Below are 21,423 nucleotides of genomic sequence, written 5' to 3' on the forward strand. Positions count from 1 at the left end.
TTAGATTATAAATATTTAATCTAAGAAGTCTGGAATCTAAAAATCTAAGAAGTCCAAAAAAAATCTAAGAAGTCTAATAATCTAAAAATCTAAGAAGTCTAAAATGAATCACGAAGTACATATATATACTGATGGCGCTGCAAAAGGAAATCCCGGAAATGGAGGTTATGGTGTAGTAATGGAATTGGTTGGAACACCTCATAAAAAAGAATTCTACGAAGGTTTTCGTCTTACGACTAATAATAGAATGGAATTATTGGCGGTAATAGTTGGTCTTGAAAAACTAAAAAAACCGAATATGAAGGTTTTAATAGTTTCAGATTCTAAATATGTAATTGATTCTGTTGTAAAAAAATGGGTTTTTGGCTGGGAGAAAAAAGGATACACAGGCAAAAAAAACCCTGATTTATGGAAACGTTTTTTAATCATTTATCGCAAACATCAAGTCGATTTTAAATGGATCAAAGGTCACAACAACCATCCACAAAATGAGCGTTGCGACGAATTGGCCGTTATGGCAGCTATGCAAAAAAATCTTTCTGTCGATGTTTATTACGAAACCATCGGCTCAAAATCATAAAACAAAAACGCGCCGGGAACAAGTATTTCCGGCGCGTTATAATCGTTAATGGTACTAACTTAAACGATCTTATTCTTTATCCAAATCTTTTGCTCTGTGAAATCCCACAAGCAAACCAATTCCTGACATCGTGATGATTGTCGCCGGATACACAACATCTGAATTCATTTGTGTGTAAGTCGTAAGAAATAAAGCAATAAAAAATCCAAGTCCAATACCTATTAAAAGAAAAGCCGTATTCAAAATAAGGATTTTCCAGGCAGGAACTCCATTAGTTCTTCCTTTTAAAAAGATACTCGCATCGACTCCTTTTTCTATAAGTGCCAAACGCTCTCTGTTTCTTGTGGAGTAAATAAGATAAACAATTCCGAAAATCATCAGAAACATGCTTATTGGTATTAAAATGTCAGGTCCCATAATTTTATATTTTTTTAATTGATTGATATACCCATAGGACGACATCTTTTGAATTGAGGTTACAACAAAATTGAAAAATTTTCAAATTTTAAATTCTAAATTTCAAAACTTACTGATTATGAGTTAATTTTGAGTTTATAATTATTTTTCAAAAAGCTAAAATTCTGACAAAGTTTAAAAAAGACAAAATTAGCATCGGCATATTTGTCATCTCGACGAAGGAGAGATCACACGCGAAACTCGACAACGATTGGTGATTTAGTTTGCGGAGCTTCTAGTGTGATCTCTCCTTCGTCGAGATGACAAATATTGAAGTTAATCTTTGTCAAAGTTTAAAACTTTGACAAAGATCTACACCTATTATATATTGGAATTTGGAATTTGAAAAATTTGGAATTTATTCTCAAAATCTTGTAACCTAAACATAGAACGCGTCGTCCTATATAATATGAGCACAATACCTGATCAACATTATATCGATAAAATTTTGCAGGGAGAAACCAATGCGTTTGCCGTGCTGGTTGATCGTTATAAAAATATGATCTATACATTGGCTCTAAAAATGATCAAAAACAGAGAAGAAGCCGAAGAAGTTGCCCAAGATACTTTTATCAAAATTTATAATTCTTTAGGTAAGTTTAAAGGTGATTCTAAATTTTCGACCTGGATTTATAAGATAGCTTATAATACGTGTCTGGATTCTTTGAAGAAAAATAAAAAAGAAGACCTTAATATATCTATAGACGAATTTTCGGCACATTTAATTAAAACGATGGATAATGCTTTAAGTGCCTTGGAAGAAAAAGAACGAAAGCAAACGATTCAGAATTGTTTGGATTTATTACCAAGTGAAGAGAATTTTCTGCTAACTTTATTTTATTTTGAAGATCAGAGTTTAGAAGAAATCGGAAAAATCATGAGCATTAATGCTAATAATGTCAAAGTAAAATTATTTAGGAGCCGACAAAAATTAGCTGTAATTTTGAAAAAGCAATTAGAACCAGAAATAGTAGCGTGTTATGAAAGAGAGCGATAAAAACATAGAGAATCTTATTGATAAAATGATGTCCGAAAACACTTTGGAATCACCTTCTATTGACTTTACTTCAAGAATAATGTCTCAGGTTTTAAAACTTGAAAAGAGCAAAGTCAAAGCTTACAAACCTTTAATATCTAAAACAACATGGGTATTTATTGGTATAACTTTAGTTGCTTTGACTGCTTATTCTGTTTATTCAAATAATGATATTTCTAATTTTGAAATAGCCAAAATATATTCAGATAAAGCTTCTGCTCTATTTTCTGGAATTCATATTTCTAAGAATATATTATATGCGCTATTAATAGTTCCTTTTATGATTTTGGTTCAGATTGGAATTTTGAAGAATTATTTTGATAAGAAGTATGAATTGTAGAATTAAAAACAAAACTTTAACTAATTTGAAATTCAATTTGTTGTAATTTTGTAAAGCCTTTAATTTTTATAAAATGATACAAAAAACCATTACTCCCAAAGATAAAATTGTTAATCTTTCTTTTGAGATTCCAAAAAATTATGTTGGAAAAGCATTGAAAGTATCTATTGATTTTGAAGATGAAAACGATCAAATTGAAAGTAGTTTATCCCCAGAAGAATTTGCAAAATGGATAGAAATTGCTGAAAAATCTCCAACAATGTCTTTAGAAAAATTTAATGAAAAATGGGAAGAGAAAAAGCTGAAAATTCAAAACAATATACGTTAGAAATATCTGAAAAATATTTTCAAAATTTAGAAGAAATTGTGGATTATATTGCGTTCGAAAAACACCAGCCTTTAAATGCGGTTAAAATTGGTACCGGTATAAATAAAGCAATGAATAAAATAATTCACAATCCTTTGATTTATTCTGAATGCGAAAATATTCCAACTAAAACGAAAATTTACAGAGAAGCCACTTACAAAACCTGGCTAATTATATTTAAGCTCAAAAACAGTCACGTTACGATCCTTGGCGTTTTAAGCGGAAAAAGAAAAACTTCATCTTTTAGACAACTCAAATAAAATTTTCAAAGCATTTTTCGAAAATAAAACTTGCAATTTAAAACCTAAAAACATATTTTAATCCTTCAAAAGATTGAAGTATAATTCTCTCATTTACAATAGTTTTAGCTCCGAAAACGATATTATTTTTTTATGAAAATTTTGAGAACCTAAACCGTTGCAATATTGTAACTTATGAAGTATCTTTGCACCCTAATTCGAAATTCATAAAATGAATAAATTATTGATTGTTGGAACGGTTGCTTTCGACGCGATTGAAACTCCTTTCGGAAAAACAGATAAAATATTAGGTGGTGCTGCAACGTACATTGGTTTATCAGCATCGTTTTTTAACTTACAATCGGCCATTGTTTCTGTAGTTGGCGACGATTTTCCACAAGAACATTTAGATCTTTTAACTTCAAAAAATATTGATATTTCTGGTATCGAAATTGTAAAAGGCGGAAAAACCTTTTTCTGGAGCGGTTTATACCACAACGATCTAAATTCCAGAGACACTCTTGTAACGGAACTAAACGTTTTGGCTGATTTTCAACCAAAAGTACCTCAAAACTATAAAGATGCTGATGTTGTGATGTTAGGAAACTTACATCCATTAGTACAAAGCAGTGTTTTGGATCAAATGGAGAAAAAACCAAAATTAGTTGTTTTAGACACTATGAACTTTTGGATGGATTGCGCTTTACCGGAATTACTTGATGTAATTAAACGTGTAGACGTGATCACAATCAATGACGAAGAAGCAAGACAACTTTCAGGTGAATATTCATTAGTAAAAGCGGCTAACAAAATCCAGGAATTGGGACCAAAATATGTGGTGATCAAAAAAGGAGAACACGGAGCACTTTTATTCCATAATAGAGAGGTTTTCTTTGCTCCGGCATTACCGCTAGAAGATGTTTTTGATCCAACAGGAGCAGGAGATACTTTTGCAGGTGGTTTTTCAGGATTCATTGCACAAAGCGAAAACATTTCGTTTAACAACATGAAAAACGCAATTATTTACGGTTCAAATTTAGCTTCATTTTGTGTGGAGAAATTTGGAACTGAAAGGATGGAAACATTAAGCAAAGCAGAAGTAGCGATTCGATTACAACAATTTAAGTCGTTAACTCAGTTTGACATAGAAATATAATGCCCGAAAGCCTCGCTAATAACGGGGCTTTTTTATTACGTTAATACACACAACTTACAACAACAACACAAAATACAAAACACAATGAGCGACGCTTTAAAACACGAATGTGGTATAGCCTTAGTTAGACTTCTTAAACCGCTTGAATATTACAAAGAAAAATACGGAACTGCTTTTTACGGGATACAAAAAATGTACCTGATGATGGAGAAGCAACACAACCGTGGGCAAGACGGAGCAGGTTTTGCAAGCATCAAATTAGATGTTGAACCTGGAGAACGTTATATCAGCAGAGTTCGTTCCAATCACGCACAACCCATACAAGACGTTTTTAAACAAATCAATGAGCGTATCAACGAAGAGATGACTTCTCATCCTGAATATGCAAATGATGTTGCCAAACAAAAAGCAAATATTCCTTATATAGGAGAATTATTTTTAGGACACGTTCGTTACGGAACTTTCGGAAAGAACAGCATCGAAAGCGTACATCCATTTTTACGTCAAAGTAACTGGATGCACCGTAATCTAATTTTAGCAGGTAACTTTAACATGACAAATGTTAAAGAGCTTTTCGAAAATTTAGTAGAACTTGGACAACATCCAAAAGAAATGGCAGATACTGTTACAGTTATGGAAAAAATTGGTCACTTCTTAGACAAAGAAGTGATGCAGCTTTATCAAGACTGCAAACAAGAGGGTTATTCTAAAAGAGAAGCTTCTCCGGTAATTGCAGACCGATTGGATATTGCAAAAATATTAGCACGTTCAGCTAAAAATCTTGATGGTGGCTATGCAATGGCAGGATTATTAGGTCATGGTGATGCATTTGTTTTTAGAGATCCTGCAGGAATTCGTCCAGCTTATTTCTATCAGGATGACGAAGTTGTAGTAGTCGCTTCTGAAAGACCTGTTATTCAAACTGTCTTTAATGTACCTTTTGAAAGCGTTCAGGAAATCGAACCGGGAAATGCTTTGATTATCAAAAAAAACGGAAAAGTTTCGATGGAGCAAATCTTGGAACCAACCGTTAAGAAAGCGTGTTCTTTTGAAAGAATTTATTTCTCAAGAGGAAGTGATGCTGAAATATACCAAGAACGTAAAAACTTAGGAAAATTAATTTTACCTGCAGTTCTTAAATCAATTGACAGTGATACAGACAATACCGTTTTCTCTTATATCCCTAATACAGCCGAAACTTCCTTTTATGGTTTAGTAGAAGCTGCTCAGGATTTCTTAAATCAGAGAAAAAACAATTATATTTTAGCTAATAGAAATACACTTACTGCCGAAACATTACAGGAATTATTGGCAGTAAAAATTCGTACAGAGAAAGTTGCTATTAAAGACGCCAAGCTTAGAACTTTTATTACTGAGGACAGTAGCCGTGATGATTTAGTTGCTCACGTTTACGACGTTACGTACGGAGTAATTAAACCAACAGATAACCTGGTTATCATTGACGATAGTATTGTACGTGGTACGACTCTTAAAATGAGTATCATTAAAATGATGGATCGTTTAAATCCTAAACGTATTGTAATCGTTTCATCAGCACCACAAATTCGTTATCCTGACTGTTACGGAATTGATATGGCAAAACTGGAAGGTCTTGTGGCTTTTAGAGCAGCCTTGGCTTTATTAAAAGAAAGAAACTTATATCATATCGTAGACGAAGTTTATGCAAAATGTAAAGCACAGGAAAACTACATTGATACTGATGTTGTGAATTACGTTACTGCAATTTACGATCCATTTACTCCTGAAGAAGTTTCAGATAAAATTGCCGAAATGTTGAGCTCTCCGGAAATCAACGCTGAAGTAAAAATCATATTCCAAAAAGTAGAAGATTTACACATTGCATGTCCTAAAAATTTAGGAGATTGGTACTTTACCGGAGATTATCCTACACCGGGAGGAAACCGTGTTGTGAACAGAGCATTCATGAATTTTTACGAAGGAAAAGACGCAAGAGCGTACTAAAAGTATTAACAAAAGGTTAAATTATGCATTTCATCGGTTTTTTTTGCCGTTCATCTTATTTGTTTGGTAAAATTGAAAAGCTACAATACTTTTGGAAGACCATAACATTAGTAGGTTAAGTTTATGGTAGATTTGGGGCAAAAAGGGTGGAAGGAATTCCACCTTTTTTATTGGAATAAAGTCAAGTAATTCTACCACAAGAATTTACACCCATTAATAAGAAAATACATTCCTTTCGTCGGATATATTTACCATTCATCTAATAAATTTTTTTCATACGAATAGCTGTCTTACATTTACTGAACCATAACATTAGTAGGTTAAGTTTATGGTAGATTTGGGGCAAAAAAGGCGAAAGAGATTTCGCCTTTTTTATTTTATATTTAGAAGAAAGAAAACAGAGCAAAGAATAAAGATTGTTGAACATAATTAATATGCAAAAAAAAGACGGATAGCGATCAAGCCATCCGTCTTTTTTATTTTTCTTTAAAAGAGTAAAGAATACAAAAAAAAGACGAGCACCTTTTGGCACTCGTCTTTTTTCTATATTCTTTACTCTTTTATCTTACTTGTCTAAAGCAAATCTTCTAGCTACTTCTGTCCAGTTAATTACACTGAAGAAAGCTTCAATATAATCTGGTCTTCTGTTTTGGTAGTTCAAATAGTAAGCATGCTCCCAAACATCCATTCCTAAGATTGGAGTTCCACCGTTACCAGCAACTTCTGGCATTAATGGATTATCCTGATTTGGAGTACCTACAACTTCTAGTTTACCACCTTTTTGTACTGTTAACCAGGCCCATCCTGAACCAAATTGTGTAGCACCAGCTTTAGCAAATTTTGCTTTAAACTCGTCAAAAGTTCCAAAAGAATCTTCGATTGCAGCTAATAAATCACCTGTTGGTAATCCACCACCGTTTGGAGACATAACTGTCCAGAATAAATTGTGGTTGTAGAAACCTCCACCATTATTACGTACAGCCGCGTTTGTTTTATCTAAATTGATTAAGATATTCTCGATTGTTTTTCCTTCTAAATCTGTTCCAGCAATTGCTGCGTTTAGATTTGTAGTATATGCATTATGGTGTTTTGTATAATGGATTTCCATTGTACGAGCATCAATATGTGGTTCTAGTGCATCATATGCATAAGGTAATTGTGGTAATTCAAAAGCCATGATATTATGATTTTATGATTTATAATAATTTATTCCAAATTTAAACATTTAACTTTGGAATAGAAAATACTATTTCGTTATAATTCGATTTAATTAACTGATAATTTGATTTTTCAATAGTTAAACAGTTGTAAATCTTTATTTTCCGTTAAAAGTTGTCATTGTATTTTCTAATCCGGCTGTTCCAAAAGATTTAATTATTTCTGAAGCTACTTCTAATCGTTCCGGTAATTTTGCTTTTTCTTCTTCGTCCCAATCCCCTAAAACGTAATCAATTTGCTGTCCTTTTTTGAATTGATCGCTAATACCAAATCTAAAACGGGTATATTCTTGCGTGTTTAAAACAAGATTGATATTTTTCAATCCGTTATGACCTCCGTCGCTTCCTTTTGGTTTGATTCTGATAGTTCCGAAAGACAGGTTTAAATCGTCTGTAATAACCAATATATTCTCTAATGGTATATTTTCTTTGTCCATCCAATATTTTACTGCCTTGCCACTTAAGTTCATGTATGTGTTTGGCTTAAGCAGAAAAAAGGTTCTTCCTTTGAATTTATATTCTGCCAAAGCACCCAGCTTTGCAGTTTCAAAAGAAATCCCTTCTTTTTTAGCTAAAAAATCCACGACTTTAAATCCTATGTTATGTCGTGTATTTACGTATTCGGCTCCAATATTACCCAGTCCTACGATTAAATATTTTTTCATATTGTCTATGTTCTCTTCTTTTTGTGATGAAAACAGTTTTGTTATCCATTTTATCATGAGGCAAAAATAAGATTAATTAGAGAATGTGGCAATTGGTTGATTAGATAATTAGAAAATGTATTAATTAGATAATTTATTTTTTAACCAAAAAAATCACTAAGTAAAATATTTCACAGCAAGGTTGATAAGAATTGCACGCAGATGACGCGGATTTAAGCAGATTTACGCGAATTTTTTATTTACCAACACGCTTTTACACGCATTTATGTCAGCTTGATATACTAGAAACTTTGATCCTTTTGTTCCTTTGTCTCTTTGTCTCTTTGTCTCTTTGAACCTTTGAAGCTCTTTTCTAATAAAAAATTAAATTTCTCGCTAGCCCTTGACAGAAGCGGCATCCTTTTTATTGCTTCTTTAGCAAGAAAAAGATATAGCGTATGGCAGGAACGTCTGGTCTTGAAAATCCATAAAGTTTCTGCTCCTAAAAAAATCAACACTAAAGAAAACTCAGAACCTCTAAAAACAAAAAAAGCACCAATCTTTCGATTGATGCTTTGATATTTGATTTGAAAAAAAATTATTTTTTCTTTCCTTTTACAGGAGCTTTTGCAGCTTTTGCAGCTTCTTGAGCAGCTTTCATAGCAGCACGAGAAATTCTTACCTGAGCAACAACAGTGTTCTCCGGGTGCATCACTTTGTATTCTGGAGAACCAACTTTAGTAACATATAATTTGTTACCCATCTCAAGTGGAGTAATGTCAGCTTCAACAAAATCAGGAAGATCTTTAGGTAAAGCTTTAACTTTTAATTTACGTGTGTTTAAACGTAAAACACCACCTGCAAGAACACCTTTAGATACACCAACGATTTTTACCGGAACTTCCATAGTGATTTCTTTGTCATCAAATAATTGAAAGAAGTCAATGTGTAAAATTTTGTCAGATACCGGGTGAACCTGAATGTCTTGTAAAATTGCATTAAATGATTTTCCTTTTCCAAGCTCAATCACAACTGTGTGTGCATTTGGAGTGTAAACCAAGTTTTTGAACGCTGCAGCGTCTGCTGAGAAGTGTACTGCCTGATTTCCTCCGTATAACACGCAAGGAACCGCTCCAGCATTACGTAAGGCTTTAGTTGACACTTTGCCCACGCTTTCTCTTTCTGATCCTTTAATTGTAATCGATTTCATTGTAAAAAAAATATAGTTATTAATAAATATTCTAATTTGTTTTTAAGCTTTAGGCACTAGGCTTTATGCTTTTTTTTAAATGTGTCAACAATGCTTACAGCCTATAGCTTAAAGCTTATTGCTTCTTACATTATAAATTTTCCACTAATGGAATTGTTGTGGTGTACCATGTGCATAACTTCAGCAAAAAGAGGTGCACAACTCACTACTCTGATTTTCTTTGATTCTTTCTTTAACGGAATAGAATCGGTAACTATTAACTCGCTTAATTTTGAGTTTTCGATTTTTTCGTACGCGTCACCTGATAAAATGGCGTGTGTACAAATTGCTCTAACGCTTAATGCTCCTTTTTCGATCATTAAATCTGCCGCTTTCGCTAATGTTCCACCAGTATCGATCATGTCGTCTACTAATATTACGTTACGGCCTTTTACTTCACCAATTAGTTCCATAGTGTCGATAACGTTGGCTGCTTTTCTTTGTTTGTAACAGATTACTACATCTGATTGCAAAAACTTAGAGTAAGCATATGCTCTTTTTGAACCTCCCATATCCGGAGATGCAATGGTTAAATTTTCTAATTTTAAACTTTCTACGTATGGTAAAAAGATTGTAGATGCAAATAAATGATCTACTGGTTTTTCGAAAAACCCCTGAATTTGATCTGCATGCAAATCCATTGTCATTACTCTTGTCGCTCCGGCAGCATCTAATAAATTAGCTACTAATTTTGCTCCAATCGGAACTCTTGGCTTGTCTTTTCTATCTTGTCTTGCCCAACCAAAATAAGGCATAACAGCTGTAATATGTCTTGCTGATGCACGCTTTGCAGCATCAATCATTAATAACAATTCCATCAAATTATCGGCAGTTGGAAAAGTTGAGCACACGATAAAAACGCGTAATCCTCTAATTGATTCTTCGTAAGATGGTTGAAATTCTCCATCACTATACGTTGACATCGTTACTTTCCCTAACGGAATTCCGTATTGTTCTGCAATTTTTTCTGCAAGATAAACACTTTGTGAACAAGCAAAAATTTTAGCTTCTGGTTCTAGGTGCGACATTATAATTTGTTGTTTTATTCCGCTACGCTCCATCAATTCGGCTATTTCTTTTGTCCTAGCCAGATCAATGTATTTGCCTCGGGTGTAGTTAGTTGTGTGTGCTTCGTTTTAACGAGGTGCAAATTTAGAAAATTTATTGGACACTGAAAGGAAAAAATTAAGTATTTTTATTAGAATTTTTAATTTTATTTTTTACATTTGCACCGTGTTAAAGGAATAAGCACAGTTATGACATCATAATTACCTTATTCTATTGCGTTGAAATAATCTATTTATTTGATTATTTTTTCGTCTGCTAAGCCCGGATGGCGGAATTGGTAGACGCGCTGGTCTCAAACACCTGTGGGAAACCGTGCCGGTTCGACTCCGGCTCCGGGTACATTAACGGAAAAGCTGTCATTTTTGACGGCTTTTCGTTTTTTAATACCTTCTAAAGTCGCGCTATTCCTAGTCAAAACCTCAATTACCTCATTCAATTTAGTGGTTCGACAATTTTCATTTCCAAAAATTAGTTTTTCAGAAAATACACCCCCTGCCAATATCCTTTTCCCTTCGTAATCGCTATTCGCAAAGAATTCTTGTAAATTCATAAGCAACTCAAGCCCTGATTCAATATCCGACTTTATCGAATCCGTTTTTAGTCCCAGAATTTCAATTTCATTATTGACAATGTTTAATTCTTTATTAATTCGAGATACTATACTATTAAATCTATCTTTATCAATATCTTTTGCCAATAACATATCTTCTGCATCTTCTATTTTAGCTTTTAAAGTCCTTTGAAGCTCTTTTTTTAGCTTTAACTGATTTTCTTTATCTCCGTTAATTTGAGACTCGGAATCTTTTAAAATATCGACATACAGCCCTTTTGCGCTTTCATTAATTCCTAATTCTGCTAGTATATTACCAATTTTAGAATGTGCATGCTCAGCACGAACCCTAGTTTCACATTTATTTCTGCAATGATAATAAGCGTATTTTTTATTTCTACCTGTAGATAAACTACCTGTAATTTGACCTCCACAAACTTCACAAATTAAGAAATCACGCATTGGAAATTCTAAATTTTTGTGAGAAGGCTTTATTCCATGCCATCTTTTTCTTTTAAAGACATCCTGTACTTTATTAAATGTCTCAATGTCAATTAAAGCTTCATGTCTCCCATCAACGACCATCGCAGGTTCTTTCTTGTATTCGGGAACCGATATCTTACCTATATAAATGATATTTTTGAGCATTTCACTAAAGGAGCTTTTTCCAACTTCATTCCATCTGCTCTCAATCTTTTTCGGATAACTTCTACAGGTTCAATATTTATAGCTACTTCATGAAATGCTCTTTTGACGAAAATTGAATAATCATTGGCTTTTAACGTAGACTTTTTAAGCTCATTGCGGAAATTATTATAACCGTACGGAGCTTTTCCTGTAAAATATCCATCTTTTTTACATTGATAAGTTCCTGCTATGGTTCGACTTGATATCTTATCCCGTTCAACCTCCCCTGCTGTCAAATATATTGACAGCACCATCTTATTATCTGAATTGCTCGTATCTAGGTATTGTTCAGATGCATTTAATTCAATCCCCATTGAGTCAAACTCTCTTAAAACAGTCAATGCCTGCTCAACGTTGCGAGAAAACCTATCCCACTTGGCAAAAAAGACTTTATGAATTTCTCTTTTATTGGCTTTTGCATAAGTCTTTAATTTTGACCATTCTGGTCTATTGAAATTTTTAGCAGAATGGTCTTCTCTATATACATTTACAATATTATAGTTTCTTGCGTCACAGTATCTTCTTAATGATTCTTCTTGGTAATCAAGACTAAACCCTCTTTGAGCTTGCTCATCCGTACTCACACGGCAATATATTATTACGTTTATATTATTATTCATTTTTTTCTGTTTTTATTTTATTTTTAAAATGCACTTCAGCGAATTTATAAAGTACATCTCTAATTAATTTTACTTCTTCATCAGTGTAACGAACACCATTTTTATTTAATTTTTTTTTACACTCTGTTATACTTAACAATTTTACTCTCAGACACCCATCTCAATTGTTATTAGGGCGGAAGATTAATTATTGGGACAAAATCCCAATAAGAATGCTTACAACCAGTAAACACTTTTTTATTTCCATAAATTATTCTGGAAATAATGTCTCATCTATCATCATCAATGTCGATTTCAAGAAATACTTTGATGAATTAGGAATTCTAAGTACCTCATCATCAAAAATTGTCCCTCCTCCATAATCTACATACATGAATTCAAACGGAAGACTACCAGTAGACTTATATTGTTCAATAAAAGATTCTCCTATTGAACATCCATTATCTACATCATTTTCTAAACTTATTAAAGGATAGCCTTTATGAAGAGCCTTCGCCTCAGTAATATGAGTAGTATTCATCTCATTTTGGTCTTCGGAATACTCTTCTTTTATCTCAACACTGTCACACAAAACATCTTTGAAAAATTCCGACTGTTGAGCCTCGGCAAAAACTAATTTACTCCTTCTTCTTTTTCTATCCCATGCATAATCTCCATCCTTATTTTTTTTAACTAGTGGCAGAATTCTAATCTTTGATTTTTCAAGGAAATCATCTGAAAATATCCATTTTTCAATTTGAACAACCTCAGCCTCACGTAAATCATTGGCATGATTCCCATCATTATAGGGTTGAGTATTCAAATAACCTGAACTCTCCAAATGTTGGAAATTCATTTGAATAGTCTTCTTTTTATAAACCCCCAACTCTTTCGCTAGAACAGCACTTGTTTTAAAGTATGGCTGTCCCTGGATTTGTCTAGATATCACATCACTTATGATTACTTTCTGAAGAAGAGTTAGCTCTTTATTTTTCATTAGTTTAGGAAATAAACGGAGGAAATTATCTAACCCTTCAGATTCTATTTTTTTATTTTTAAACATTGCATTATAATATTATTATCCTCAATTGAACTTGGGGATTTATTTGGATTAATATTCGCATCAATCAGACTGATTGACACTATAAAATAAAATATTGTATGATTTTAAATAAATCTTCATGAACGGCTTAAGAACCATTTCAGATTGAAGATTTAATTAGTTTCTAGTTTTTTCAAAACCCGAATTTAATCTACCAGACAGTTGTCCTTTTTAGGTATTAAACTCCTTTAGTAGTCAAACGTTAATCACTCAAATAACGCACTTTACTGACTTATAACAAATATACTTCGGAATTTAGGGATAGCCAATAAAAATAAATTTTGGTGTTATTTTATTTTCTCATATATTGCCCGAATTGATTCAAAATAGCATAACCCTACCTACCAATTAGCATAGTACTACCATCAAAAACACAACGCTATACTATCTGAAACCGACACACTATACCTTCTGAGTAGTAATAAAATAAGAATACAAATAACATTAAAAATAAGAAAAAGTATAAGAATAAAATAACTTATATTATAGTGAAGTATTTTCTTCTTTGTTAAAAAACACTATCAAAAACAAAAAATTAGCCTACGGCAACAGTTGGATATTATATCTTAAAAAACTATACCAATATAAATTCCAATATATTAAGAATCTAATAACATCTTAGTAAAAACATTATACCAATCCTTTTTCTATATCACTCCTTTCTTGATAGCACCCCCTCTACATAGCCCCCCCCTAGGAGTAGCCCTCCCCCCATAGAAATCAAATTACCAAAATGCTTTTATTCGTTACCTCTCTTTTATATACACAAAAAATAAAAACACCGCATTTATTACCTATGATGCCAAAAAAATATTTTTAGACAAAAACGGCTATTTTATGTACTTAAACAGCATTTTTTTGACATATTTTGATACAATTTTGAAATAAAAGAGCACGTATTAAAAGACGTTTTTAGCCCAAAAACCCCTTTATTTGCAGGTAATAGAGCGTTTAGTCGAGTTCTCTTTATACCAAAAAGTAATTTTTTTTATTTTTTTAAGCTTAAACTAGCTTTTAGGCCTATTTCAGTTTTATTTCCTTCTAAAATCATTAAACCTTTTTCAATAAAACTTTTGGCTTCCTCAATCTCACTTTGAGCAATAGAAGTCCCTTTAGTGGGAATGAACATCTCTCTTACATCTACATCGAGTGCTTCTGCCAGCTGAAGCAATAAATTTATTGTTGGCAAATTTTTCTCTGATGAAATATTGGAGATTGTTGTCATGCTTACACCAACCCTACTAGCAAGTTCTTCTCTAGAAATTCCTTTCAAATTCATCAATTGTTTTAGTCGTAATATTTCCATTTCAGTTTTTTTACAATCCAAAGGTAATCAAAAAATAAAGCAAGACTTACTTTATCTTTAAAAAAATAAAACAATATTTGCTTTTAAATAAAATATTACTTTACTTTGTAATGTAATAATAAAGCAATACTTGATTTATGACCGCAACAGACTTTAAATTAGAATTAAGAGAAATCAAAGAAAGCCTAAAAGGGCTAACTCTTCAATTGGTAACTCAAAATGGCTATAGACCATATTTTAGCCTAAAGGATTTTGGTAATGCAGTTTTAAACGAAGAGTCAAAAGGAAATGATTTTAGAATAAATCAAGTTTGGACAGATTGCGGAACACTATCCGTAAAATCAATTAAAAATCTTGGAGAACTAATCAGAACAAATTCTGTTACTGCAATTCAATTTGAAAGCTTCTGGAATCCTAAAACACCTGAAGAATATATAAAAAGCTTTGGAGCATTAGACTAACGTAATTACGAAAAAATATGGAAACAAAATCAAGAACGATGCAAATTGCACATACAATACTAGAACAAATTAATTATGCAGACAGAAGTGCTTTAATGGCATGGGGAGCTAAAAGTTTTTCCGCAATTAGTGAAAGCAAAGAATTTGAAGGTGGATTATCTTTTCAAGTAAATGGATTAAAGCACAAAGGATGGGTAAAAATTTGTCTTCGTTGGGTTGACGATTACACAATAATATTCATCAACAAAAATAGGGAAGTAGTTAAAACTTTTGAAGGAGCATATTGTGATATGTTAGTTCCTGTTATAGATTGGATTGAAGGTAAGTAAATTTCATTCCTGCTTTAGTTTTAGCCTATAACCATAAATTAAAGCAGGCAAACTTCTCTAAAGTATTATTAAATGAGTCATATGATTTAAAATAATTCGGAGTCTAATTTTGAAACAAAAATCAATAAATTTTTAGTTATGTATTACTTTTATTCTCGCATCTCAACTGCTCAACAAAATTCAAGTCGCCAAATTGAAAATTTCAAAAATCACATTGGCTATGATGCAAAATATGTTTTCATTGAAAAAATTCAAGGAAATATTCCATTCATGCAACGTCCAGAGGCAATAAAAATGTTTGATGAAATTACAAGTCAAAATAATTACTGTACTGTCGTAGTGGATTCAGTCGATAGACTTGGGAGAAATTTATTAGATATTCTGAATACTATTGAATTATTTACTCAAAACGGCATTAATCTTAAATCTTTAAAAGAAGGATTCTCAACCCTTCTGGATAATGGCCAGGAAAATCCAATGGCAAAACTTGTGATTTCAGTGATGGGAAGTATAGGGGAAATGGAGAGGAACCGTATTAAAACGAGAACCGCCGAAGGTGTAGCAATCGGTAAAGCTCTAGGCAAATTCACAGGTAGAAAATTGGGAAGCATCCAAACTGACGAAAAGCTTTTACTAAGACACCAAACTATTGTCAAAAAACTTCAAAAAGGATTAACTATTCGAGAAATTTCTGAAATTACAAGAGCATCCTCAGCTACTATTATCAAAGTAAAAAAAGTAATGCAGTTTAGACAAATGAAGTAATCATACAATTATCACATTTAATATAAGAATTTCAAAGATAATTCCGTATATAAATTATCCAAGATAAGCTTTGTCAAATTCTTCAATCGTCTTATAGCCTAAAAATGAGTGCCTTCTTTTTTTATTATACCAATTTTCAATATATTCGTAAACTTCCACTCTCATCTGTTTCCTTGATAGCAGTTTATTTCCAACAAGCATTTCAGCTTTGAAAAAAGTGAAAAAACTTTCACAAACAGCATTGTCGGTATGATTTTCTCTACGGCTCATACTTCGTCTAACAAATTTACTTGAATTTAATGTATCAGTAAAAAGTTTGTTAGCATATTGAACCCCTCTATCGGAATGGAAAATTAATTCTTTTGTAATTTTCCTATTATTAACAGCCATTTCCCAAGCGGGCAAAGTTGTTGCCTTAGTACTCATTTTTGTACTTAAATTCCATCCTATGATTTTCCTGTCAAATAAATCCATAACAATTGTAAGATACATAAAGCCTTTTATTGTTTGTATATAGGTTATATCCGAAACCCAAGCTTTAGCAGGCTCAGTTACTGTAAATTGTCTATTTAAAGCATTTGGAAATACATAATGGTTATGAAACGAATCAGTCGTTACCTTAAACTTTCTTTTAATTTTTCGACGTAGCCCCAACATTCTCATATACTTCTTTACTGAAGAGTTTTTTATTTTAAACCCTCTGCTTTGAAGTTCTCTTGTAATTTTGAAACATCCATATCTTCGTTTAAATTCATAATATATCGATGTAATTTCTTGTTTCAATAAAATTACTCGAGTTTCTGTATCCGTAAGCTCTTGTTTTTTTGTTCTATAATATGTGGTTTCCGATACTTCCAGCACAGCTAACATTTTTGCAATTGAAAATTCAGATTTATTGTTTTCAATGAAATTTTTAGTCATTATTTTTCCTTGCGAAACGTATTTAGTTCCTCTTTTTAAAATTTGAAGAGAAATTTTTGAATCTTTAATTTTTCTTTCAAGCTCTCTGATGACAGCTTGTTCAGGAGTTAAATTTGGATGTCCACATCCTGAAAAACTTCCTGTTCCAAATTTTTCAAAATCTTGTCGCCATTTGTACAAATAACTTGGAGCAATACCCAACTCTCTTGCAAGAAATGCAAGTTGTCCCTTACCACGCTCATAACTTAATTTAACTGCATTTACTTTGAAATTACGTTCATATTTTATCATAAACTGAAGTTTGTGATGAAAGTTTTTCTATTGTCGATTTTCGAAATATTCAATTATTTTTTCTTGCATTTGTTTTCTGGTAAGAAGCATATTTAAATTAACCAGTTCAGATTTAAAGGATTTGAAAAAACTTTCTGACACAGCATTGTCAGAATGATTTCCTATTCGACTCATACTTCTCCTAATAAACTTATAGTGGTCTAATTTATGGCTGAAGATTTTGTTAGCATATTGAATACCCCTATCGGAATGAAATATTAATCCCTTCTCTGGTTGTCTGTTTTTGACAGCCATTTCCCATGCTGGCATTGTTGTTTCATTTATGGTTAATCCATTACTAAGGTTCCATCCAATAATTTTTCTGTCATATAAATCCATAATAATTGTTAAGAACAAAAATCCATTGGATGTTTGGATTCGGGCTATGTCAGATATCCATGCCTTAGATGGTTCTTCAAATGTAAATTGCTGATTTAAAATATTTGGAAACTTATATGGGCTATTAAGTGAATTTGTCTTAAGTCGGTAATTTCTTCTAATCTTGCTAACAAGACCTAGTTTTCTCATATGGACACAAACTTGACCTGTTTTAATTTTAACCCCTCGACTCTGCAATTCTGCGGCAATTTTTGCCCCCCCGTATAGCTCTTTATATTCATAAAATATAGAAGTTATTTCTTTTTGCAATAAATTTACTCTACGTTGTCTTGGCGAAATTGCTTGACTTTTCCATTTGTCAAATGTAGTTTTATCTGTACCCAAAACTTTACACATTTTTGTAATTGTGTATTTTTCGGAATGGTTTTTTATAAAGTCATAGATAGTTAACTTTCCTTCTGAAGTGTATTTACTTGCATTTTTAAAAATTTCAAGCTTAAGTTCTAATTCTTTAAGCTCATTTTTAAGTTTCCTTTTTAGTTTGGAAAATTCTGTTTGTTTTGGATTTAATCTCCAATTACCACGTCCACAGAAACTTGTTGTTCCAAATTCAACAAATTCTTGTCTCCATCGAGTCATAAGTGGAGGATTAATGCCAAGCTTTCTGGCTCCTTTTGTAAGACCGATTTCATATCCTAATAGGACTGCTTTCTCTTTAAAGTTACGGTCGTAAACTCTACAGTCTTTTTTCATTTTTTTAAGTTCAGATTCTATTATGTGAATTTAAGAAATATAATGACAAGCAAATATATGTAGTAAAATAACAAATCAATTGTTCAATATATTATGTTACTTTGGAAAGAAATATAATATATAAACCAAATGAATGAACTTGTAGAAATATATTGGAATTTTAAAAAATCGCCTCTTAAATTTTTAAAAAACAATCTTAACTTGATAGTAATTTTACCCGCTTTATTAGGCGGTATGTGGCAGTTAATTGAACTTTCAAGAATTTCATTTTCATTTATTCGCTTTTTTTCTGTAAGTCAAATTATACCTGACGGATTACTTGTACTATTATTTTTAACAATATTTTCGATTTCAGTTTTTATCCTATTCTATTTTTGGAAAAAACTCGATGATGATACTAATACTGATGATACAGAAAAAAATGTCTTTACTGTAAAAAGAGGAAAGATTCTTTTATCAATATTATTTCTAATCTTAGTTTTTGGCTGTCTGATTATTGCCAAATATTCCAATGATTATTTCATAGCGAATATCGAAAAAATACCAAGCTTATTTCTATACTTTCCTGTAAATATATTAATTACACTTTTCGCTTTTGCCTCTATAAATCTTTCAATATACTTCTGTAAACATGTTGAATTACTTCACCACTTCAGAAAAGTTGCTCCTATTTTTGGTGTAATCTTAGTATTTATCCAAGTAACAATGTTATTTGAATTCATGGTGAAATTTCATGATGTCTTTCTACTTCCTGCTGAATTAAAAAATATAGACAACTTGATTTGTAAAGCTAAAAAAATTGAAAACTCAGCAACTTTTGAAATACTGTATTCAAATGATAAATATATTTTTGTAAAGTGTCATCAGCTTATTAAAGACAGAAACGGTAAACCAAGACCAAGCGAAATAAGAATTTTTAAGTTTGATGATTTATTAGATGATTCTTCATGTACTGACAACAAAAAATTGAGAGAGGAAATTGTTAAAGATTCTATTATAGGTTGCAAAATCCCTATAATAAATGATTAGAATCTTAAGATAAGATTCTGAAAATTTAAATTAAAATTAAAAAGCAACTCTATTTGAGTTGCTTTTTTTTGAACTATCTACAGGTTGGACATGTACTTCTTCTGGCTTCACTGCAACATTTCATTGAACAGTATATTCCTATAGAAGTTGAAGAATCAGTACTGTAACATTCCGATATTTTTCCGAGATGCGTGTAATGCGTTCCGCTAAACGATTTTTTACACCATGAACATGTTTTACTTGAAGAACTGGTTGACGAAGAACTATAACCATAAGTTGGTTTTTCCTCTTTTTCTTTTAACTTCTTCTGGAAGGTGGCTATTCTGTATTTGATTCCATTTATGAGTTCATCATTATTTTTTGATATTCCTCTTTTATTGCAGTCAGACGTATAGCTTTTGATATCCTCGTTCAATTTAGTATAGTCTACAATTATTTTTTCATATTCCCAATCCATCTTTATGGTATCTTCTCTTGCTATCAATCGTTCATTCTCTTTAATACAAGCAGTTTTTCTTGCCTGTAGGTCAGCTGGCAAATCATTACAACTGATTGCGAATAAGGAAACTATTGCCATCACTAGAAGCCGATGGTAGTTTTTAAAATTTAAAACGGCATTTAATATTTTTCTCATTTGTTTTTAGTTAAAATTTAATAACATGATTTTTTTTAATATTTTCACAAATATACAAATTATAGCACTTGTGCTATAATGATTTTGTTTTTTATATGTTCTTTTTGATAAGTGGAAAAGAATGATACAAAATCGAGAAAATTAATCTTCGACCAAGAAGGTTTGGAATTGTTAGCTAAACGATTAAAAGAGATACGCGCTGAAAAAAGACTATCACAAGAAGAGCTGGCTTATCGTTCTGAATTAACATTGTCCCAAATTGCTAGAATAGAAACTGTAAGAATAAATCCTACTGTCAGTACTATATTCAAAATTGCCCGAGCATTAGATGTTACTCCAAGTGAAATATTTAATTTTGAATTAACTCTACCTTCAACTGAATAAATCAGTGATTTTAAATAACACAAAAAAGCCACTCCATAATTGAAGTGGCTTTTTTTTGTAGTGTCTGTCAAGAAAACTAATCTATTAAAGTATATATACTAATATCACTCATAATGAATTCCCTAACATCATCAATGTTTTCATTAAATATATCATCATTAACAGTAAATATGTCTCTTGCAGTAGCGTTAAACTCATCCAGAATTGTATCTGAATTTATTTCTGCGTTATCTTCATATTGAACACGCATATATATTATCAAATGCTCTAATTCTATTCTTCTCATAATATTTAAAATTTAATTTTTTGTCCATTTGATGTTAATCCTTCATACTTGCCACTCTCATCTCTGACAAAAGCATCGTAATATCTCTTAGTAATTTTACAGAAAAATGCAAAATCATTGTGTTCTGTAAAATTCGGACTAAAATATAATTCAGAATCGATTTCAATACCCATTGAAATAAATTCATCATCATTATTAGTAAAGCCAAGCAACTTTCCAAACATTGTCTCCTCCACCCAAATAGTTTTACCTTTTAATTCTCCTTCTAAATTAATTTCTTTAGTTTTAGTAACGAAATGTTTTGCAAGGTCAATTAATTCGACAGGTTCATTTTCTATAGAATCATCTTTTAAAATGGATAAAACCGTTTCTTGAACATTATCATTTTGTTCAAATATTTTAATTTTTGAATCTTTTTCCGAGACAACTACCTTATACCATTTTTTCTCGTGAAAAATCGCATATTCAAAATCACATAATTCTGCTGAAGCAATTGGCAAGAAGTTTATAACTATATCTCCATTGTCAAATTCGCAAATAATTTGAAATTCAGTTAATATATTAATCATTGATTGGAATAATTCTTTTTTATCCATTTCTTTATTTTTAATTG

General features: G+C 31.7%; 26 protein-coding genes and 1 tRNA gene. 13 read left to right on the top strand and 14 right to left on the bottom strand.

What is annotated here, in order from left to right; translation table 11 throughout:
* The first annotated feature begins 103 nt into the window (after positions 1-103).
* Complete coding sequence (gene rnhA, locus EAH81_RS03330) at positions 104-580, top strand: ribonuclease HI (protein ID WP_140503731.1); 477 nt, start codon at positions 104-106, stop codon at positions 578-580.
* A 69-nt stretch (positions 581-649) separates the two neighbouring features.
* On the opposite strand, the gene EAH81_RS03335 is transcribed toward rnhA, so the two are convergent.
* Positions 650-997, bottom strand: a complete 348-nt coding sequence (locus tag EAH81_RS03335) for a DUF6249 domain-containing protein (RefSeq protein ID WP_140503733.1) — start codon at positions 995-997, stop codon at positions 650-652.
* Positions 998-1,445: 448 nt separating this feature from the next.
* On the opposite strand from EAH81_RS03335, the gene EAH81_RS03340 reads away from it, so the two are divergent.
* The 6 genes from EAH81_RS03340 (at position 1,446) to EAH81_RS03365 (ending at position 6,157) form a co-directional block, all read left to right on the top strand.
* Positions 1,446-2,033, top strand: a complete 588-nt coding sequence (locus EAH81_RS03340) for an RNA polymerase sigma factor (protein ID WP_140503735.1) — start codon at positions 1,446-1,448, stop codon at positions 2,031-2,033.
* Positions 2,017-2,412 carry a hypothetical protein gene (locus EAH81_RS03345; RefSeq protein ID WP_140503737.1) on the top strand — a complete coding sequence of 132 codons (396 nt, stop codon included), beginning with the start codon at positions 2,017-2,019 and terminating at the stop codon, positions 2,410-2,412. The genes EAH81_RS03340 and EAH81_RS03345 overlap by 17 nt, the downstream gene beginning before the upstream one ends.
* Before the next feature lie 73 nt (positions 2,413-2,485).
* Positions 2,486-2,740: a hypothetical protein gene (locus tag EAH81_RS03350; RefSeq protein WP_140503739.1), complete on the top strand. Its 255-nt coding sequence runs from the start codon at positions 2,486-2,488 to the stop codon at positions 2,738-2,740.
* Positions 2,698-3,039, top strand: a complete 342-nt coding sequence (locus EAH81_RS03355; RefSeq protein WP_140503742.1) for a type II toxin-antitoxin system RelE/ParE family toxin — start codon at positions 2,698-2,700, stop codon at positions 3,037-3,039. Before EAH81_RS03350 ends, EAH81_RS03355 begins: the two co-directional genes overlap by 43 nt.
* Before the next feature lie 211 nt (positions 3,040-3,250).
* A complete protein-coding gene (locus EAH81_RS03360; RefSeq protein WP_140503744.1) occupies positions 3,251-4,174 on the top strand; it encodes a PfkB family carbohydrate kinase in 924 nt (307 codons plus the stop codon).
* Between the two features lie 84 nt (positions 4,175-4,258).
* Positions 4,259-6,157 carry an amidophosphoribosyltransferase gene (locus tag EAH81_RS03365; protein ID WP_140503746.1) on the top strand — a complete coding sequence of 633 codons (1,899 nt, stop codon included), beginning with the start codon at positions 4,259-4,261 and terminating at the stop codon, positions 6,155-6,157.
* Between the two features lie 565 nt (positions 6,158-6,722).
* Here EAH81_RS03365 and EAH81_RS03370 read toward each other — a convergent pair.
* From EAH81_RS03370 to EAH81_RS03385, 4 genes are all read right to left on the bottom strand, one after another.
* A complete protein-coding gene (locus EAH81_RS03370; protein WP_140503748.1) occupies positions 6,723-7,334 on the bottom strand; it encodes a superoxide dismutase in 612 nt (203 codons plus the stop codon).
* Positions 7,335-7,472: 138 nt separating this feature from the next.
* The gene (gene pth / locus EAH81_RS03375; RefSeq protein WP_140503750.1) at positions 7,473-8,096 is read right to left on the bottom strand and encodes an aminoacyl-tRNA hydrolase; all 624 of its coding nucleotides are present in this window, start codon (positions 8,094-8,096) and stop codon (positions 7,473-7,475) included.
* Between the two features lie 520 nt (positions 8,097-8,616).
* Positions 8,617-9,228, bottom strand: a complete 612-nt coding sequence (locus EAH81_RS03380; RefSeq protein WP_140503752.1) for a 50S ribosomal protein L25/general stress protein Ctc — start codon at positions 9,226-9,228, stop codon at positions 8,617-8,619.
* Between the two features lie 125 nt (positions 9,229-9,353).
* Entirely contained in the window at positions 9,354-10,295 is a 942-nt protein-coding gene (locus EAH81_RS03385) for a ribose-phosphate pyrophosphokinase (protein WP_140503753.1), read from the bottom strand.
* A 299-nt stretch (positions 10,296-10,594) separates the two neighbouring features.
* Between EAH81_RS03385 and EAH81_RS03390 the strand changes: the two genes are divergently transcribed.
* Positions 10,595-10,674, top strand: a tRNA-Leu gene (locus EAH81_RS03390).
* On the opposite strand, the gene EAH81_RS28100 is transcribed toward EAH81_RS03390, so the two are convergent.
* From EAH81_RS28100 to EAH81_RS03410, 4 genes are all read right to left on the bottom strand, one after another.
* A complete protein-coding gene (locus EAH81_RS28100; protein ID WP_140504168.1) occupies positions 10,628-11,533 on the bottom strand; it encodes a recombinase family protein in 906 nt (301 codons plus the stop codon). The two genes, EAH81_RS03390 and EAH81_RS28100, sit on opposite strands and share 47 nt — an antisense overlap.
* Positions 11,509-12,192 (bottom strand): recombinase family protein, encoded by a 684-nt coding sequence (locus tag EAH81_RS03400; protein WP_140503754.1) that lies wholly within the window; start codon positions 12,190-12,192, stop codon positions 11,509-11,511. The genes EAH81_RS28100 and EAH81_RS03400 overlap by 25 nt, the downstream gene beginning before the upstream one ends.
* A gap of 250 nt (positions 12,193-12,442) precedes the next feature.
* Positions 12,443-13,168, bottom strand: a complete 726-nt coding sequence (locus EAH81_RS03405; protein ID WP_140503756.1) for a hypothetical protein — start codon at positions 13,166-13,168, stop codon at positions 12,443-12,445.
* Between the two features lie 1,093 nt (positions 13,169-14,261).
* Positions 14,262-14,579, bottom strand: a complete 318-nt coding sequence (locus EAH81_RS03410; RefSeq protein WP_140503758.1) for a helix-turn-helix transcriptional regulator — start codon at positions 14,577-14,579, stop codon at positions 14,262-14,264.
* A 137-nt stretch (positions 14,580-14,716) separates the two neighbouring features.
* On the opposite strand from EAH81_RS03410, the gene EAH81_RS03415 reads away from it, so the two are divergent.
* The 3 genes from EAH81_RS03415 to EAH81_RS03425 all read left to right on the top strand — a co-directional run bounded on the left by EAH81_RS03415 (position 14,717) and on the right by EAH81_RS03425 (position 16,134).
* Positions 14,717-15,040: a hypothetical protein gene (locus EAH81_RS03415; protein ID WP_140503760.1), complete on the top strand. Its 324-nt coding sequence runs from the start codon at positions 14,717-14,719 to the stop codon at positions 15,038-15,040.
* A 17-nt stretch (positions 15,041-15,057) separates the two neighbouring features.
* Positions 15,058-15,369 (top strand): hypothetical protein, encoded by a 312-nt coding sequence (locus EAH81_RS03420; RefSeq protein ID WP_140503762.1) that lies wholly within the window; start codon positions 15,058-15,060, stop codon positions 15,367-15,369.
* Between the two features lie 138 nt (positions 15,370-15,507).
* Positions 15,508-16,134, top strand: coding sequence for a recombinase family protein (locus tag EAH81_RS03425; RefSeq protein ID WP_140503764.1), 627 nt, complete (start codon positions 15,508-15,510; stop codon positions 16,132-16,134).
* Between the two features lie 54 nt (positions 16,135-16,188).
* Here EAH81_RS03425 and EAH81_RS03430 read toward each other — a convergent pair whose 3' ends face one another.
* Together EAH81_RS03430 and EAH81_RS03435 are read right to left on the bottom strand one after the other, a co-directional pair.
* Positions 16,189-17,346: an IS3 family transposase gene (locus EAH81_RS03430; RefSeq protein WP_140503766.1), complete on the bottom strand. Its 1,158-nt coding sequence runs from the start codon at positions 17,344-17,346 to the stop codon at positions 16,189-16,191.
* 27 nt (positions 17,347-17,373) lie between these two features.
* A complete protein-coding gene (locus EAH81_RS03435; RefSeq protein ID WP_140503769.1) occupies positions 17,374-18,477 on the bottom strand; it encodes an IS3 family transposase in 1,104 nt (367 codons plus the stop codon).
* 129 nt (positions 18,478-18,606) lie between these two features.
* On the opposite strand from EAH81_RS03435, the gene EAH81_RS03440 reads away from it, so the two are divergent.
* A complete protein-coding gene (locus tag EAH81_RS03440) occupies positions 18,607-19,506 on the top strand; it encodes a hypothetical protein (RefSeq protein WP_140503772.1) in 900 nt (299 codons plus the stop codon).
* Positions 19,507-19,579: 73 nt separating this feature from the next.
* On the opposite strand, the gene EAH81_RS03445 is transcribed toward EAH81_RS03440, so the two are convergent.
* Positions 19,580-20,140, bottom strand: a complete 561-nt coding sequence (locus EAH81_RS03445; protein ID WP_140503774.1) for a hypothetical protein — start codon at positions 20,138-20,140, stop codon at positions 19,580-19,582.
* A 111-nt stretch (positions 20,141-20,251) separates the two neighbouring features.
* Between EAH81_RS03445 and EAH81_RS03450 the strand changes: the two genes are divergently transcribed.
* On the top strand, positions 20,252-20,524 hold the full coding sequence (locus tag EAH81_RS03450) for a helix-turn-helix transcriptional regulator (protein ID WP_140503776.1): 273 nt from the start codon (positions 20,252-20,254) through the stop codon (positions 20,522-20,524).
* Positions 20,525-20,600: 76 nt separating this feature from the next.
* Here the strand turns inward: EAH81_RS03450 and EAH81_RS03455 are convergent, their stop codons facing one another.
* Positions 20,601-20,810: a hypothetical protein gene (locus tag EAH81_RS03455; RefSeq protein WP_140503779.1), complete on the bottom strand. Its 210-nt coding sequence runs from the start codon at positions 20,808-20,810 to the stop codon at positions 20,601-20,603.
* Positions 20,811-20,815: 5 nt separating this feature from the next.
* On the bottom strand, positions 20,816-21,406 hold the full coding sequence (locus EAH81_RS03460; protein WP_140503781.1) for a hypothetical protein: 591 nt from the start codon (positions 21,404-21,406) through the stop codon (positions 20,816-20,818).
* Between the last annotated feature and the right edge of the window lie 17 nt (positions 21,407-21,423).

The sequence above is a fragment of the Flavobacterium pectinovorum genome (assembly GCF_006438875.1).
GTDB lineage: Bacteria > Bacteroidota > Bacteroidia > Flavobacteriales > Flavobacteriaceae > Flavobacterium > Flavobacterium pectinovorum_A.